The 15124-nt window shown below is 49.1% G+C and carries 18 protein-coding genes and 1 riboswitch; of the genes, 14 read left to right on the top strand and 4 right to left on the bottom strand.

The window, feature by feature from the left end; all coding sequences use genetic code 11:
• Window positions 1-40: 40 nt before the first annotated feature.
• Entirely contained in the window at window positions 41-850 is an 810-nt protein-coding gene (locus ACTTK7_RS07710) for an alpha/beta fold hydrolase (RefSeq protein WP_462867170.1), read from the bottom strand.
• A 188-nt stretch (window positions 851-1038) separates the two neighbouring features.
• On the opposite strand from ACTTK7_RS07710, the gene ACTTK7_RS07705 reads away from it, so the two are divergent.
• The 5 genes from ACTTK7_RS07705 (at window position 1039) to ACTTK7_RS07685 (ending at window position 5216) form a co-directional block, all read left to right on the top strand.
• The gene (locus tag ACTTK7_RS07705) at window positions 1039-1779 is read left to right on the top strand and encodes an alpha/beta hydrolase (RefSeq protein WP_462867168.1); all 741 of its coding nucleotides are present in this window, start codon (window positions 1039-1041) and stop codon (window positions 1777-1779) included.
• 40 nt (window positions 1780-1819) lie between these two features.
• Window positions 1820-2029: a hypothetical protein gene (locus tag ACTTK7_RS07700; RefSeq protein ID WP_462867166.1), complete on the top strand. Its 210-nt coding sequence runs from the start codon at window positions 1820-1822 to the stop codon at window positions 2027-2029.
• Window positions 2030-2110: 81 nt separating this feature from the next.
• Window positions 2111-2431 carry a YrhK family protein gene (locus ACTTK7_RS07695; protein WP_462867164.1) on the top strand — a complete coding sequence of 107 codons (321 nt, stop codon included), beginning with the start codon at window positions 2111-2113 and terminating at the stop codon, window positions 2429-2431.
• Between the two features lie 68 nt (window positions 2432-2499).
• Window positions 2500-4485: a penicillin-binding transpeptidase domain-containing protein gene (locus ACTTK7_RS07690; RefSeq protein ID WP_462867162.1), complete on the top strand. Its 1986-nt coding sequence runs from the start codon at window positions 2500-2502 to the stop codon at window positions 4483-4485.
• 122 nt (window positions 4486-4607) lie between these two features.
• A complete protein-coding gene (locus ACTTK7_RS07685) occupies window positions 4608-5216 on the top strand; it encodes a VanZ family protein (protein ID WP_462867160.1) in 609 nt (202 codons plus the stop codon).
• 48 nt (window positions 5217-5264) lie between these two features.
• Here ACTTK7_RS07685 and ACTTK7_RS07680 read toward each other — a convergent pair whose 3' ends face one another.
• On the bottom strand, window positions 5265-5627 hold the full coding sequence (locus tag ACTTK7_RS07680) for a DoxX family protein (RefSeq protein WP_462867158.1): 363 nt from the start codon (window positions 5625-5627) through the stop codon (window positions 5265-5267).
• A 19-nt stretch (window positions 5628-5646) separates the two neighbouring features.
• Complete coding sequence (locus ACTTK7_RS07675) at window positions 5647-5928, bottom strand: hypothetical protein (RefSeq protein ID WP_462867156.1); 282 nt, start codon at window positions 5926-5928, stop codon at window positions 5647-5649.
• 80 nt (window positions 5929-6008) lie between these two features.
• Window positions 6009-6072, top strand: a riboswitch (Fluoride riboswitch).
• 52 nt (window positions 6073-6124) lie between these two features.
• Here ACTTK7_RS07675 and crcB point away from each other — a divergent pair.
• Together crcB and ACTTK7_RS07665 are read left to right on the top strand one after the other, a co-directional pair.
• Complete coding sequence (gene crcB / locus ACTTK7_RS07670; protein WP_462867154.1) at window positions 6125-6499, top strand: fluoride efflux transporter CrcB; 375 nt, start codon at window positions 6125-6127, stop codon at window positions 6497-6499.
• Window positions 6499-6849: a fluoride efflux transporter FluC gene (locus ACTTK7_RS07665; protein WP_462867152.1), complete on the top strand. Its 351-nt coding sequence runs from the start codon at window positions 6499-6501 to the stop codon at window positions 6847-6849. The genes crcB and ACTTK7_RS07665 overlap by 1 nt, the downstream gene beginning before the upstream one ends.
• A 36-nt stretch (window positions 6850-6885) precedes the next feature.
• Here the strand turns inward: ACTTK7_RS07665 and ACTTK7_RS07660 are convergent, their stop codons facing one another.
• Window positions 6886-8073, bottom strand: a complete 1188-nt coding sequence (locus ACTTK7_RS07660; RefSeq protein WP_462867150.1) for an MFS transporter — start codon at window positions 8071-8073, stop codon at window positions 6886-6888.
• 256 nt (window positions 8074-8329) lie between these two features.
• Between ACTTK7_RS07660 and ACTTK7_RS07655 the strand changes: the two genes are divergently transcribed.
• From ACTTK7_RS07655 to ACTTK7_RS07625, 7 genes are all read left to right on the top strand, one after another.
• On the top strand, window positions 8330-9226 hold the full coding sequence (locus ACTTK7_RS07655) for an ABC transporter ATP-binding protein (RefSeq protein WP_462867148.1): 897 nt from the start codon (window positions 8330-8332) through the stop codon (window positions 9224-9226).
• Window positions 9219-10436, top strand: coding sequence for an ABC transporter permease (locus ACTTK7_RS07650; protein ID WP_462867227.1), 1218 nt, complete (start codon window positions 9219-9221; stop codon window positions 10434-10436). Before ACTTK7_RS07655 ends, ACTTK7_RS07650 begins: the two co-directional genes overlap by 8 nt.
• Before the next feature lie 60 nt (window positions 10437-10496).
• Window positions 10497-10871: a PH domain-containing protein gene (locus ACTTK7_RS07645; protein ID WP_462867147.1), complete on the top strand. Its 375-nt coding sequence runs from the start codon at window positions 10497-10499 to the stop codon at window positions 10869-10871.
• A gap of 129 nt (window positions 10872-11000) precedes the next feature.
• Window positions 11001-11822 (top strand): helix-turn-helix domain-containing protein, encoded by an 822-nt coding sequence (locus ACTTK7_RS07640; protein ID WP_462867145.1) that lies wholly within the window; start codon window positions 11001-11003, stop codon window positions 11820-11822.
• A 108-nt stretch (window positions 11823-11930) separates the two neighbouring features.
• Window positions 11931-13082 (top strand): Gfo/Idh/MocA family protein, encoded by a 1152-nt coding sequence (locus ACTTK7_RS07635; protein ID WP_462867143.1) that lies wholly within the window; start codon window positions 11931-11933, stop codon window positions 13080-13082.
• Between the two features lie 13 nt (window positions 13083-13095).
• On the top strand, window positions 13096-14280 hold the full coding sequence (locus ACTTK7_RS07630) for a dihydrodipicolinate synthase family protein (protein ID WP_462867141.1): 1185 nt from the start codon (window positions 13096-13098) through the stop codon (window positions 14278-14280).
• Window positions 14280-15098 carry a sugar phosphate isomerase/epimerase family protein gene (locus ACTTK7_RS07625; RefSeq protein WP_462867140.1) on the top strand — a complete coding sequence of 273 codons (819 nt, stop codon included), beginning with the start codon at window positions 14280-14282 and terminating at the stop codon, window positions 15096-15098. The genes ACTTK7_RS07630 and ACTTK7_RS07625 overlap by 1 nt, the downstream gene beginning before the upstream one ends.
• The last annotated feature ends 26 nt before the right edge of the window (window positions 15099-15124 follow it).

The following is a 15124-nucleotide window of genomic DNA, read 5'->3' as shown; positions in this document are numbered from 1 at the left end:
AAAAAAGGACACGCTGCCTGCGTGTCCTTTGATCGTTATACTACTCTTTGAGAAAACGGAGCAGCTCCTGGTTGAACTTTTCTTTTTCATCTACAAACAGGCCGTGGCCGCTGTTTTCGAAAGGAACAACCTTCAAGTCCTTGATTCCTTTCTGAAGCTCGCCGGAAAATTCATACGGGCAGATCTGGTCGTTTTTTCCGTGAAAGCTTTCGGCAGGGACCGTGATGGAAGAAAGATCCTCAAAGGAATCTTCATCCCGCAGCGCTTCTGCTGAATGGATCGTCGAATAGCTGCCGGCTTCCATCCCCAGGCCGTGGAACCAGGTTTTAAATACATCAGAAACATCGTCACTGCCAAAGAACATGCCTCCGAAATCCTCGAGCATTTTCGGACGGTCGGTGTTCAGGTTATCAATGATGCCATCCACGTCTTTTTTCTCCATGCCATACGGAAAGTTTTCCCGCTGCGTGAAGCTTGGAGCCGCCGGCGCAAGCAGAAGTAATTTAGAAACTCCCTGCTGCTTATGCCGGGCCATGTAGCGAAGAGCAATCGGGCCTCCCATGGAAAAACCGGCCAGGACAAAGCTGTCGAGCCCCATGGCGTCAACGACTCCTTTGACGTCGTCTGCCATTTGATTGTAATCATATCCGCTCCACGGCTTGTCGGATTGGCCGTAGCCGCGGAGATCGATGCCGATAAACCGGTATCCGTGCTTTGGCAGCTCATTGATCTGGTATTCGTACATTTTGTGGTTGACCGGCCAGCCGTGGATAAAAACGACCGGCGTTCCTTCACCGATATCCTCCACATAAACATGGACATCTTCTTCTACAGCTACATAATGTCCCATTTTAAGCAAATCCTCCTTCACTGGCTAAAAATACAAGATAAGCTAAAGTACCCTTTTTGCCTGCGTAGTAAACCTTTTGCGCTTCATTTGACAATGATAATCTTTTTCAATTAACCTGTTGCTAATGAGACAAAAGCCACTGGTAAAAAAGAGATAATTGGAAGAATGCAGCAGAAAGGAGGCAGGTCATGAGAGGAACAATCATTCACCATCAGATTATGGACCGCGATGTATATGTATACCTGCCTCCGGATTACCACCGGAACAAACAGAAGCGTTATCCTGTTATTTATGTTCAGGACGGGGCATATTTATTCCGGGAGTCGGGCAGTGTGTGGGAAGCTCTGATGGAAGCGGGATATATGCAGCCGGTCGTAATGGTTGGTGTGGAACCGAAAAGCCGTATTCATGAGTACACACCATGGCCTTCAAAGGCGCTCTCTCTGCACCATCCGGATTTTAAGGGTCTCGGTACAGAATATGCATACATCCTAACCAATGGCATTCGTCCGTATATTAACGAAAAATACCGGGTGAGAACAGAGGCTTCACATACCGGGTTGATTGGAGCTTCACTTGGAGGGCTGGTTTCAATTTATATTGCCGATCTGTATCCCCATGTGTTCCATAAGGTCGGCCTGCTTTCTGCTTCGCTGTGGTATGAAGGGATGGGATCTTTTATTAAAGACAGACTCTCTCTTACCCTGCGCCACTATGTATATCTGTATGTAGGAGAGTGGGAAGGGAGCGGGCAGCCGCTTATTGAGCCATACATGGTACCGAGAACGCAGATGATGTATGAACTTCTCCGGAAGCAGCTCGAAAATCAGGTGGCGCTTCATATAAAACCGAAGGCTATGCATGAAAGAAAGTATTTCATTTCCCAGTTTCCCGCAGCCTGTACATGGTTGTTTCCGCCCCTGTATTAGCAGTATAGTAAGAGGAAAGGCACACATGGAGGAACTGGGAATGGAAGTAGAGTTTTTCTTTCGGTCCATACTTATGCCGGCGGTTATTATTTTCTGTCTGATCTTTTATTTGACGCTTTTCTGGGTGCATAAAAGAGGAAAGTTCAGCCGGAGTGAAAATAAAAATGCACGCCAGGCAAAAATTGTTCGTAACGGATTTGTACTGACAGGTTTTCTTGCTTTTATATGGTTTCTCTCGCTTTACATTTAATCACCTGCGCTGCTGCGGGTGATTTTTATGTTATAGGGTCGGGAGACAGGGAAGAACAATGAGTAAAAAGGAGTGAAAATGTTGGGAAAAAATATTGACCTCGTATTTGGCGGCTATGAACTGCGTATTACAAAAGTATATCAGCTGATATATCATATCAATTACCTGCTGCTTGCTCTCGTTTTTTTAGCGGGAAGCTTTTTATTTTTCTCAGAGGCAACAACATTTTACGGCACCTGGCTGTTTGTGATCGGTAGCCTGCAGATGTTTATCCGTCCGGTCATAGCGTTGACACACCAGGTTCATGTAACCAGAGTGAGAAGACAGAGAAAAGAGTATGCCAGGCAGCAGGGGGCACGGGCCGCCCGTATACGGAAGGGAAGTCGTTCCTATAAGCTGTAGCCGGATACGGCGCCCGAAGCTGACTTATGTTAAAATATGGCTGGAGAAATGGAGAACGGAGGGGAAACATGAAAAAAACGGCTGCCGCAGCGGGCGCCATAGTACTCCTTGGAGGGCTTAGCGCCTGCAATAACCGAGAGAGCGCGGAGGACAAAATGCAGGAATTTACGGATGCCTGGAACAACCAAAATTTCGAAGAAATGTACGGGTATTTAAGCTCAGACGCACGCGAACAGATCGACGAGGAAACGTTTATTAACCGGCACGAAACGATTTATGAGGATACAAATGCTGAGGAGCTGAATATTGAAACCGGCGAGGCGGGGGAAGACGCTGAAGGCGAAGAAGAAACAGCGCTTCCTTTTACTGTGAGCATGGTAACGAGCGCGGGCGATGTTTCCTTTGAGCGTGAGGCCTCCTGGGTGCTTGAAGAGACAGAAGATGGAGAGGAATGGCAGCTGGACTGGTCCCCTTCGTACATATTTGATGAACTGGGATGGGAAGAGACGGTAAATGTAGAACGGACGGAGCCGGAACGCGGAGAAATTCTGGCAGAAGGCGGTGATCCGCTTGCAACGAATGTGGAAACGACCAGAGTAAGTCTGGTGCCTGGCAGTATGGGAGAGGAGCAGGAGGATACCATTTCCACTATTGCAGAAGAACTGGATATGCCGGAAGAGGATATTACCGGGGCGCTCGATCAGGACTGGGTTTCAGACGAGAGCTCGGTGCCGGTAAAGACCCTCTCTCCTGATGATGAAGAAGCAGCGTCAGCAGTGGAGGATCTTCCAGGAGTCCAGCTTTCTGAAGTCGGAAATCAGCGGTATTATCCGGAACAGGAGGCCGCTGCTCATTTAACAGGCTATACTGGAAATATTTCAGGGGAAGAGCTTGAAGAACGGGAAGGCACGTACACACAGTCATCCGAAATCGGTAAGGCCGGGCTTGAATATGTGTATGAAGACCGGCTGCGCGGTGAGCCAGGCATGCTGATCTCTACTTCGGAAGATGACGTAATTGCAGAGGAAGAAGCGGTTGACGGGGAAGATGTGCAGACGACCATCGATATTTCTCTGCAGGAGCGTGCCTACGAGCAGATAGAGGAGGACGTGGGAGCTACGGTAGCACTGAATCCGCAGAACGGGGATACGCGGGCACTGGTCAGTGCTCCTTCCTACAACCCAAACAATTACATTTACGGCTGGCCGGAAGATGAGCTGAATGATTTCAATGACAGCGAGAACCGTCCGCGTGCTGCTAAATTCAACAGCACGTACGCTCCTGGTTCAACGGTGAAGCCTATTACCGCTTCGATTGGGCTGAGTAATGAAGCCATTACCCCGGATGAGGAAATGACAATCGAAGGCCTTGAGTGGCAGCCTGACAGCTCCTGGGGAGGCTATTCAGTGACCCGGGTGGATGATGCATTGAGTGAGGTGAACCTGCGCGAGGCGTTAATTACGTCGGATAATATTTATTTTGCGCGCACCGCGTTGAATACTGGAGAAGAAGACTTCACCACTGGTTTGGAAGGATTCGGTTTTAATCAGGAGATTCCATACGATTTTCCAATAGGAGAGTCGACGATTGCTTCAGATGGTCTCGATTCTGAAGTGCTGCTCGCTGACACCGGATACGGCCAGGGGCAGATGCAGATGTCTCCGGTTCATCTGGCTTCGGCATTTACAGCCTTTACGAATGAGGGAGACATGCTTGCTCCGCAGCTGCTTGCTTCTTCTGACCGGGAAGTCTGGAAAGAGAACGTTGTACCTGAAAGCGGCATTTCGACGATTCAGGAAGGACTTGAAGGCGTAGTGGAGGATGACCGCGGCTCTGCGTATGAGCCTGTAAATGAAAATATTTCGATTTCAGGCAAAACCGGAACGGCGGAGCTGAAGCAGGCCGGGGAAGAAGAAGGAACGGAAAATGGCTGGTTTGTGGCGTACGATAATGAAGAGGAGGACTTATTGATTACTTCGATGATTCAAAATGTCGAAGACCGTGGCGGCAGTGAATATGTGGTAGAGCAGACGAAGCCGCTGTTTGAAGAATAGTCGGTTCACCGAATTGTCATGGATGTGCAAAGAAAAAATTTAGCTGTTGTCTCATATATCTGACGAATTACGGGTATGGGGAGAAAAGGATTTCTTTGTATGTTATATGAGGGGGTGGAAGAATGACCGGACTGTTTATTGATCCGTTTCTGTGGATTACCATTGGTTTAATCTTGATTGTAATAACGTTTTTGTTTTTCTGGCTGCGGCGCACCCATGATCCGATTGGGCGAAAAATACTGGCTGCAGTATTTATGATCTACCTGGCAACAATTGTTCGTTTTACATTGATTCCGGCACCTTATGAAGGGTCGCTCGGGCCCGGCCTTCAGCTGGGGGAATATTATCAGTTTCTACCATTCTATACGATTGTAGAGTCGTTTCAGGAAGGTACGTGGTTAGGTGTGATAGGAGGGCAGATTTTGCTGTACCTGCTGCTGCCCATCTTTTTTGGCATACTGATCAGTGATGATATTCACTTTATCTGGGCTTTTGCCATTGGTACGCTTTTATCCTTCTCCATACAGCTGATGGAGTTTGGCATTAACTTAATTATCGGTTACCCGACGAGGGTGGCTGATATTGATTCGATCATTTTGAATACGATCGGTGCGATGATTGGCTACGTCATCTTTAAGTATTACCGGCGTATGCGGCGAAGACAGAACAAGCCGGTGCTTCCGGAAGCTATTGCTCCGAAGGGTCGTTCAGCGAAATCCCAGAAACTGTAAAAGAAAGCCGTCGTTCTTCCACAGGAAGACGGCGGCTTCTTCTGTATATCAGGGTTCATTTCTGCTGCATGCAAGTGCCCATTGGATTAATGGCAGCTGCAAAGGAAGACGCAGCCAGTATAGAAGTGGATAAGCCCTGCCGTTTGGACGTAAAGGAATCTTGTTGACAGCCATATACACGTTAGCTGGGAAAATAAGTATAAAAAAGATGGCTGCCGGTCTGCCTGCGTATTTACTCCATTTCCGCACTGTGAAAGCTGTGCCTAAAGCCAGCTCTGCTGCTCCTGATACGTATACTGCGGCCCTTCTCCAGGGGGCTTTTGGCGGCAGAATACGCTCAAATTTTTCCGGTGAAGTGAAATGCAGAATGCCGGCAGGAAGAAGAATTGCTGCAAGAAGCCATCGTTTCATGATAAGTATCCTTTCTGTATTAAAATAAAATGAGATAGATGCATCCTGTACATAGAAGAGCGAGGACGAGAAAAACGAGGCGGCGGACAACGTTCTGCCAGAGAGGGGATAGGGAGCTTGTCCATTCGTGCACCCGTTTTTCGAACGCATGGAAAACGAACATGATGCCGGAGGTGTCTTCTTCTACCTGCTGCCTGGTAAAGGTTAATGTACGGACGTCTTCTTTCAATCCGATCATCAGAGCAACGAATAGCAGCAGCAGAAAAGGAAAAACTAAAATAAACTGAAAGACAATAAACATAGCGACCACGCCCCCTGACTTTTGATTTCCCTGTTCATAAAAATATCAATCCTGAGTGTAGGATTATGGTATACTGGTGCAGAAATGATGGCGATGGAGTTCGCCGAAACCGCTCTGAAATGAGCTGATGACTCCTGTCTGTCCACGGGATACGTGTGCAGACAGGATTTTTTGCGTTAAATAAGGAGGACAAGAGATGAGACTGTACGTATGGATGGCAGTTGGCGGGGCAGTGGGCAGTCTGCTGCGTTACCTTGTAGACCGGTTGTTTGCAGCGGCTCCGGGTGTATTTCCGTGGGGAACAATGGCTGCAAACATTACCGGCTGCTTTTTACTTGGATGGTTTACCTCAAAAATTATACAGCGAAAAGCATGGCCGTCTATGTGGGAGGCTGTAGTAGGCACGGGAGTTATTGGTGCTTTTACCACCTTTTCAACATTCAGTGTGGAAACCATTCAGTTAATCGAAAACGAGGCGTTGCTTGCAGCAGGGATTTACGTTTTGGTCAGTGCTGCAGGCGGACTTGTAACTGCAGGTATTGGTTACCGCGCAGGAAGGAGGAGAAGCTGATGACATGGCTGCTTGTCGCTCTTGGAGGAGCCATCGGTGCTGCTGCCCGCGCGGCGCTGGTGTCGTGGTCCAAAGAAAACGGATGGCACCGGGTACTGCCATTTGGCACGATGCTTGTGAATGTATCGGGGTCGTTTGTTCTCGGCCTGATCATGGCCCGTGAAGCCGGGATTACAGAAACAGCGGGCATCGGCATCGGTTTTTTAGGTGCCTTTACGACGTTTTCCACCTTTAATATGGAAATCATCCAAAAAATAGAAGCGGGAGAAGGAAGAAATGCTTTATTGTACGGAGTTGGAAGCTATGCGCTGGGGATTTTGGCGGCAGCTGCCGGATATTTCTTAGGGTGAAAAAAGCCGTTTCCCGGGCAGGAAACGGCTTATTATTCATCCCGGGGAATTTTCCCCTTCTGTTTGAACTTGAAAACGGATCAGCCGGGTAATGAAAAGCCCAGCGAGTGCAAGCAGTGCCCCAAAATAAAAGACACTGGAAAGGGACAGCTGTTCGGCGACAGATCCGGCGACGACCGGGCCGAGAAGAATTCCGGCAGCGTAAAACGACTGGTAAAATCCCATTGCGCTTGCTTTCAGCGGCCCGGGGCTCACCTGGACGACCATTCCCAAAAGCAGGGGCAGCACAATTCCAAGGGCGAGTCCAAGCACTGCCTGGTTCATGCTCAGCTCCCATAAAGACGTGGTCGACGGCATCCACACAAGCGCTGCTGCCCCTGTGAGAAAGGAGCCGTAAAGGAGCGGCTTATGCATACGGACCGGTACGGTGTAAAACGATAGAAACAAAGAAGCTAAAAGGTGCGGAACAAAAAAGGCAATAAAAATAATAACCAGCGTCCGCTCGGTAGCGCCTATCGAAGACGCATACAGCGGGGTGAAGCCGAAAATCGTCATGAAAATAATAGAGTGACCGATAAAGCTCGCGCACGTAATCCAGCGCAGGTCATGGAGCCGAAGAGTACGGCTGATTAAAGAACGAATTTTCAATGGCCCGGCTTTGCTTTGTACCGGAAGTTCTTTTGTGAACAGCGTAAATCCGATGCCGATAAGAGAAAAGACTGCAGCAATCCAAAACAGCGCTGTAAACCCGAATAAATCAGCGAGATAGCCGCTGAACATCATGCTGATAAACTGGGTGAAAACCGTTAAAAGCTGCAGGACGCCCATTGCTCTTGAGGACTGGTCAGGAGAAAAGTAACGGGAATACATAATTGTCGCCATTACCCACATTGAGGCGGTCACCCCGGCAAGCAGCCGGGCGGTAAAAACCGCCGCAAAAGAGTCAGATAAGACGAGCAGCACGCCGCTGATGAATCCGCTGACAAACCCAACAATCAGCAGTTTTTTCAACAGTCCCTTTAAAGCATCAGAAAGAATGCCGAGAGGATAGCGCAACAGCACCTGCGTTGCTCCGTAGGCGCCGAGAATAATACCGATCGCGGTGTAGGTGAAATTGCTGTTTTCCAAATACAGGCTAAATACCGGCACGTACACATAGGTCGCGAACCAGAAACAAAAAACCGCAGTTAAAAACAGCGCGTGATCACGCTTTGTAATGGTCATAGCTATCATCCTTATGTAAAAAATCAATCATTTGCATAAAAAGCAGTTGTTTCCATCATAAACCAATTCCATCTGAAAGATAAGCGTTTACCTTTAATTTCAATAAACAATGACAAAGGGAACAGGCTTTTTTTGTCGAACATTTTAATGCCAGGGTCTGTCTTCGAAAAAGATTATTTGGGAATTTGTGGTATAAAATGGATGTTATATTGTTTATCATGGAATAGAAGTTTTCATTCTCTGGAGGAGGTCGTGTATGCTTGAAGTAAATCATTTATCGAAGCGATTTTTAGAAAAGCAGGCTGTTGATGAGCTTTCTTTTTCTATTCAGCCTGGAGAAAGTCTCGGTTTGATCGGCCAGAACGGAGCTGGTAAAACGACTACGTTCCGTATGCTGCTTGGTCTGATGGAGCGGACAGATGGAACGGTGGAATGGCAGGGCAAAAAAGTCCATCATCTGCCGCTTGAGCAGGTCGGCTACCTGCCGGAAGAACGGGGGCTGTTTGCGGAAGAACAGGTTGAGCAGCAGCTGCAGTTTCTGGCTGGTCTGAAAAACATGAACAAGAAAGAAGCAAAGACTTCGATGGCCTACTGGCTCGAAGTGTTCGAGCTTGAAAAGGAAAAGAAGCAGAAATTAAACACGCTCTCTAAGGGCAACCAGCAAAAAATTCAACTGATCGCTGCACTCGTCCACCGCCCCGATTTTCTTATCCTTGATGAACCGTTCAGCGGGCTCGACCCGGTGAATACGGATATCTTAAAGGAAGCCATTCAGAACCTGCGCCGGGACGGAGTAACTATTATTTTTTCGAGTCATCGCATGGAGCACGTGGAAGAGATATGCGACAAGCTCGTTATGCTTAAAAACGGCAGGGATATTTTGAGCGGACGCCTCGGGGAAATCAAGGAGCGCATGGACCAAAACCGGATTGTCGCTGAAGCACCCTGCCCGCCGGAAGATGTCAGGATGTGGGAAGGGGTCCGTGAGGTGCGTGTCTACGGAGAAAAAATGCACATCTACACGGACACAAAAGCAAGATCCCAGGATATTCTGCAGCAGCTGTTTACATATGGAGACGTACGCATCTTCCGGATGGAGCCTCCGTCGCTCGAAGAGATTTTCAAAGAGAAAATAGGTGAAAGCGATGCGTAATACGTGGAGAATCTTTGCTCATACGTTCCGGGTACGGGCAGGTGCAAAATCATTTATTGTGTCGACAGCAGTCATGCTTGTCGTCGTGCTTATTGCCCTGAGCCTGCCCAGAATTATCGACTTTTTCGAAGGTGGGGACACAGAGATCAGCAGCCTGGCTGTCGTTAACGACAGTGACTCTCTTCAGCTGCCCGGGGAGGCGGCCGGTATAGAGCTTGTGCCGTATGAGCAGCAAACGCAGGCAGAAAACGCATGGGAAAACGGGGAAACAGACGGCTACCTGCTCTTTGAAAACAGCGGAAGCGGATATAATGGAAATTTATATACCGATGAAGACACAGGAGACACAGCTCGTGCCCTTTCCGCCGGCATCCAGCAGGCGCATGTCTCTCAATACGCAGAAGAACTCGGTATTACAGGCGAAGAGGTCCAAAATATTACCGCACCTGTGCAGATTGCAGAAAGCACAGAGGGGAGCGGGGAATCCTCCTCCGAAGAAGGGTTTAATCTTCTCTCCTACGCGGTGGTTTTTATCATTTATATTTATTCGCTGATGTGCGGAATCATGATCGCGATGCAGATTGCCAAGGATAAAGAGCAGCGCGTGATGGAAATTCTTATCTCGAGTGCGTCGCCGGTTCAGCATTTGTTCGGCCGGGCATTCGGAGTATCAGCCATCTGGCTTTTCCAAATGGCCCTCGTGGCGGTGACGGCAGTGATTTATGTGAACGTGGCCGGCCTGGACGACATCACTTCGCTTATCAGCTCGGCTGGCGGAGCCGCTGTTTCCACGTGGATATATGCCGTTGTGTTCCTGCTTCTTGGCATCGTCCTTTACGGCACGCTGTACGCCATGGTCGGATCGATGGCAGCCAAAACGGAAGAAGTCCAGAACTTCAGTCAGCCGCTCACATTTCTGCTCGTAGGGGCATTTGTTCTGTCGAACTTTGGACTCGCTGCGCCGGGGAATATTTTCGTGACTGCAAGCTCCTTTATTCCTTTTTTCACTCCGTTTACAATGTTTGTGAGAACGAATGCTTTAGACGTTCCGTGGTGGCAGATGGGCCTGAGCATCGGACTCACTCTTGCTCTGGTGGCAGCGGCGGCCTGGTTCAGCGTTCGTCTGTACCGTGGAAGTGTCCTCGTTTACAGCGGTGATTCATTTAGCAGAAGGGTGAGGCAGGCACGGGAGCTTGCCCGTAAAAAATGATACACTAAAGGCGCAGCATCTATTCATCTTATGCCTACTGGAAAAGGAGACGATCGAACTATGGGATTGTTTGATGCACTGATGGGAAACGCCTCTGAAGCGGATTCAAAAAAGGTAGAGGAAGAACTTCGGGAATGGTTAACGGCAGGCGAACAGGTCGAAAGTGCTTTTAAACTGTACCGGGATTTAATGGTATTTACAAACAAACGTCTGATTATGATCGACAAGCAGGGAGTCACCGGGAAAAAGGTGGAATACCACACAGTTCCGTACCGGAGCATTACCCACTACAGTGTAGAAACTGCCGGTACGTTTGATTTGGACAGTGAATTAAAAATATGGGTGGGCAGCACGGCAGAGCCTGTAGCCAAAACCTTCCGCAATGATGACAATATTTTTGACGTCCAGCGTGCACTGAGTAAGTACGTGCTGTAATCAAGGTTTCCGGGTGCCTTTTGGCATCCGGATTCTTTTTAAAACAGAAAAGTACATATGGTATGATGAACAAAAGTGAATCCACACAAATCAAATAATATCAAATCTTCACAAAGATGGAGGGCCATCATGCAGAACAAGGAACAGTCGGCAGTTATTTCGTTGTATGAAAGCAAGCATAAAGAAAAGGACATGGTAGCTGCGCACGCGCATGAAACCCATCAGCTGTTGTATGTTCTTGACGGAGACGGGGCCGGGGAACTGGATGAACATGTGTATGATATTACAGCAGACTCCTTTCTTATTGTACCTCCAAAAACGAAGCATTCCATCCGTGCGGATTCACATATGACGGTCCTGGTGCTTGAATTTGACGCCGGGAAGCTCAGCCAGGACGTACGTACGCAGCTGATTCCAAACGTTTTTGGCAGGGCCCGCGTGCAGTCCTTCAGCGCTATTGACAGCAGTGAGCTCCGGCAGATTATGCGGAAAATGCTTTACGAGCAGTCACATGGTGATCAGCTTTGGCAGATGGCGCTTAAAATCCATATTGCTGAACTCCTTTGCACACTCGCCCGCTCCAATCAGGAGGCAGGGCCGGGAGATACAAATAAACTGCGGGTCGAACGCCTCCGGCAGTACATTGATACGCGTTATTACGATATTGAAAGCGCAGAGGATATCGCCGGCCGGATGGGGATGAGTAAGCGGTATATGCAGACAATTTTTAAAGAATACTACGAACGGACCCCGATGCAGTATTTGACCGAGGTCCGTCTCGGACTCGTCAAGAAGCTGCTGGTGGAAAGTGATAAAGATATTGTATCCATCTGCTTTGAAGTAGGGTTTGAATCGTTGTCCACGTTCTACCGTTTATTCAAAAAACATGTCGGAGTCCCGCCGAACATGTACCGGACGACCCAGAGAAACAGGGAAGGGACTCAAGGCTGACACTAAATCATTTCCGAATCTGAGAATAAACGACTGTAACTAATAAGACAGCGCATACATTTCTCTCTAGACTGAGAAGTAATCAGTTTAGAGAGGAGCAGGATCAAGATGGCCGAACATACTATTGGCATTATTATGAACGGGGTAACAGGAAGAATGGGGACGAGGCAGCACCTTATCCGCTCGATTGCAGCTATCCGAGCGCAGGGAGGCGTCGAGATTGATAAGGGTGAATACATCATGCCGGATCCTATTTTAGTGGGCAGAAACGAAGAAAAATTGAAAGCGCTTGCGGAAGAGCATGATATTACACGCTGGACAACCAGCCTGGATGAAGCACTCGCAGACAAACATAACGTGATTTATTTTGACTCCCAGACGACATCCAGACGTGCTGAAGGCATTAAACGGGCAATTGAAGCCGGTAAACACATTTACTGTGAAAAGCCGACAGCCACTTCGATGGAAGGAGCGCTTGAATTAGCGCGTCTGGCTAAAGATGCAGGAGTTAAAAACGGGGTTGTGCAGGACAAGCTCTTTCTTCCGGGAGTATTGAAGCTGAAAAGGCTGATCGATGCCGGGTTTTTCGGAGAAATACTCTCGGTCCGCATGGAGTTCGGCTACTGGGTATTTGAAGGCGGCTGGCAGGAGTCCCAACGCCCGTCCTGGAACTATAAAAAAGAAGAAGACGGCGGTATCGTGGTGGATATGTTCCCGCACTGGCGCTACGTGCTTGATGAATTATTCGGCTCGGTCCAATCGGTGTCTGCTTCGGTGAAAACGCATATTCCCGAGCGTGTGGACGAGGAGGGCAATACGTATAAAGCAACGGCAGATGACGCAGCCTACGCGACGATGGAGCTTGAAGGCGGCATTACAGCGCAAATTAACTCATCATGGGCCGTGCGGGTCGACCGTGATGACCTGCTGACGATTCAGGTGGATGGAACTGAAGGCAGTGCTGTAGCGGGACTAAGAAACTGTAAGACGCAGCACCGGGTGAATACACCAAAGCCTGTATGGAATCCTGATATCGAAAACACGATCGATTTTCAAAATCAATGGGAAGAAGTACCGGACAACCAGCTGTTTGAAAATGCGTTCAAAATCCAGTGGGAAATGTTTTTAAAGCACGTTCATCAGGACGAGGCTTTTCCCTGGGATCTGCTCGAAGGAGCAAAGGGCATGCAGCTGGCCGATCTTGGCCTGCAGTCATCCAAAGAACGGCGCTGGTTGGATGTACCGGAACTGAATATATAAGGAGGCGCAGCTGATGACAAACTATATTTATCTACCGAAGGCAGACGGCAGTACGTATCGGTATGAATTGACGCAGACAGAAGCGCTGCCGGCTCCTTCGAAAAACGAATTTACATCCAGAGTGGCCTACTCCGCCGTTCACGTAACAGCGGATCCGTTTGGAAGCAGTGATCCGGTCCGCCATCCTGCAATTGACTGGGATAAAACGATGGAATACCGCCATTACCTTTGGTCTCTCGGCCTGTCGGTGGCAGAAGCGATGGATACCGCCCAAAGGGGTATGGGTCTGGTCTGGGAAGACGCCAAAGAACTGATCACCCGCTCGGTCCGTGAAGCAAAAAGCGTTAACGGTAACATAGCCAGCGGAGCCGGCACCGATCACCTGGAGCCTGGTCCGGACGTTACCATTGACGACGTGGTGAAAGCGTACGAAGAGCAGTGCTCCTTCGTGGAGCAGGCCGGAAGCAAAATTATTATGATGGCAAGCCGGGCTCTTGCCAGAGCGGCCTCGTCTGCGGAAGATTATGAATACGTCTACGGTAAAATTCTGGGGCAGATAAAGGAGCCAGTAATTCTGCACTGGCTCGGAGATATGTTTGATCCGAACCTTGCCGGCTACTGGGGGTCAGACAACGTCGATGAAGCAATGGAAGTGTGTTTGCGCGTGCTTCATACGCATGCAGACAAAATTGAAGGCATCAAAATTTCACTTCTGGATGATCAAAAAGAAATCGAGATGCGCCGGAGACTGCCGGAAAGCGTTAGAATGTATACCGGTGATGACTTTAATTATCCGAGTCTGATTGAAGGAGACGAGCAGGGCTACAGCCATGCGCTGCTTGGCATTTTTGACGCGATCGCCCCTGCAGCAGCGTCTGCACTGAAGGAAATCGATGCAGGTAATATGAAGAAATATCACGAGATTATGGATCCGACTGTTCCGCTTGCCCGTCATATTTTTCAGCATCCGACATTTGCGTATAAAACCGGTGTGGTATTCCTGGCTTATTTGAATGGCCATCAGCCGCACTTCCGCATGATCGCCGGTGCTGAAAGTGCCCGCTCCGTGTTTCATTTTAGCGAATTATTCCGCCTGGCCGACGAAGCCAGGGTGTTCCGGGATCCGGAGCTTGCTGCAGCACGCATGAAGCCGGTACTTGAGCTTGCAGGGCTTCAGACAAAGGAGGCTTATAAATAATGGCCGCTCCTGAAATGAACCGTCTAAGCCTGAATCAGATCACTACGGAAAACTGGTCGCTGAAGGAGGCCGCTGGGGGATGCGCTGAACAGCAGGTCCCCTGGATTTCTGTATGGCGGCACAAAATACAGGAAATAGGCTTAAAGGAAAGCAAAAAAATAATCGACGCCAATGGCCTTCAGGTCTCAAGTGTTTGCCGGGGCGGAATGTTTCCAGCCGCTGAGAAGGAAGAACGCAGCCGGCGCATCGATGACAATAAACGGGCGGTGGAGGAGGCTGCCGAACTCGGTACTGACGTATTGGTACTCGTATGCGGGCCCTCTCCGGATAAAGATCTTATCCAGAGCAGGGAATGGGTGCGTGAAGGGATTGAAGCAGTCCTTCCATTTGCAGAGCAGCACGGGGTGAAGCTTGGAATTGAACCGCTCCATCCGATGTATGCGGCGGATCGTTCGGTAATTACCACTCTCGGAGAAGCCAATCAGCTTCAGCAGCAGGTGGGCAGCAGCCAGCTCGGTGTCGTCGTGGACGTGTTTCACGTCTGGTGGGACCCGTTCTTATACGAGGAAATTGAACGTGCCAAAGAAACCATTTTAGGCTTTCACGTATCGGACTGGAGCGTGCCGCTGCCGGATATTTTTAAGGGCCGGAGTATGATGGGAGAAGGCGTCATTGATATTCCGCGCATCCGCCAGGCGGTCGAAAAACAGGGCTACAATGGCCCGATAGAGGTGGAAATTATTAATCAGGCCATCTGGGACCAGCTCGGGGAGCAAACCCTAAAGCAGATGAAAGAAGCCTATCATACCTATGTGTAAACCGATAATAGCGGGGCCGTAAGGCT

The sequence above is a fragment of the Marinococcus tarijensis genome (assembly GCF_054971385.1).
This window is presented reverse-complemented; position numbering and strand designations above follow the sequence as displayed.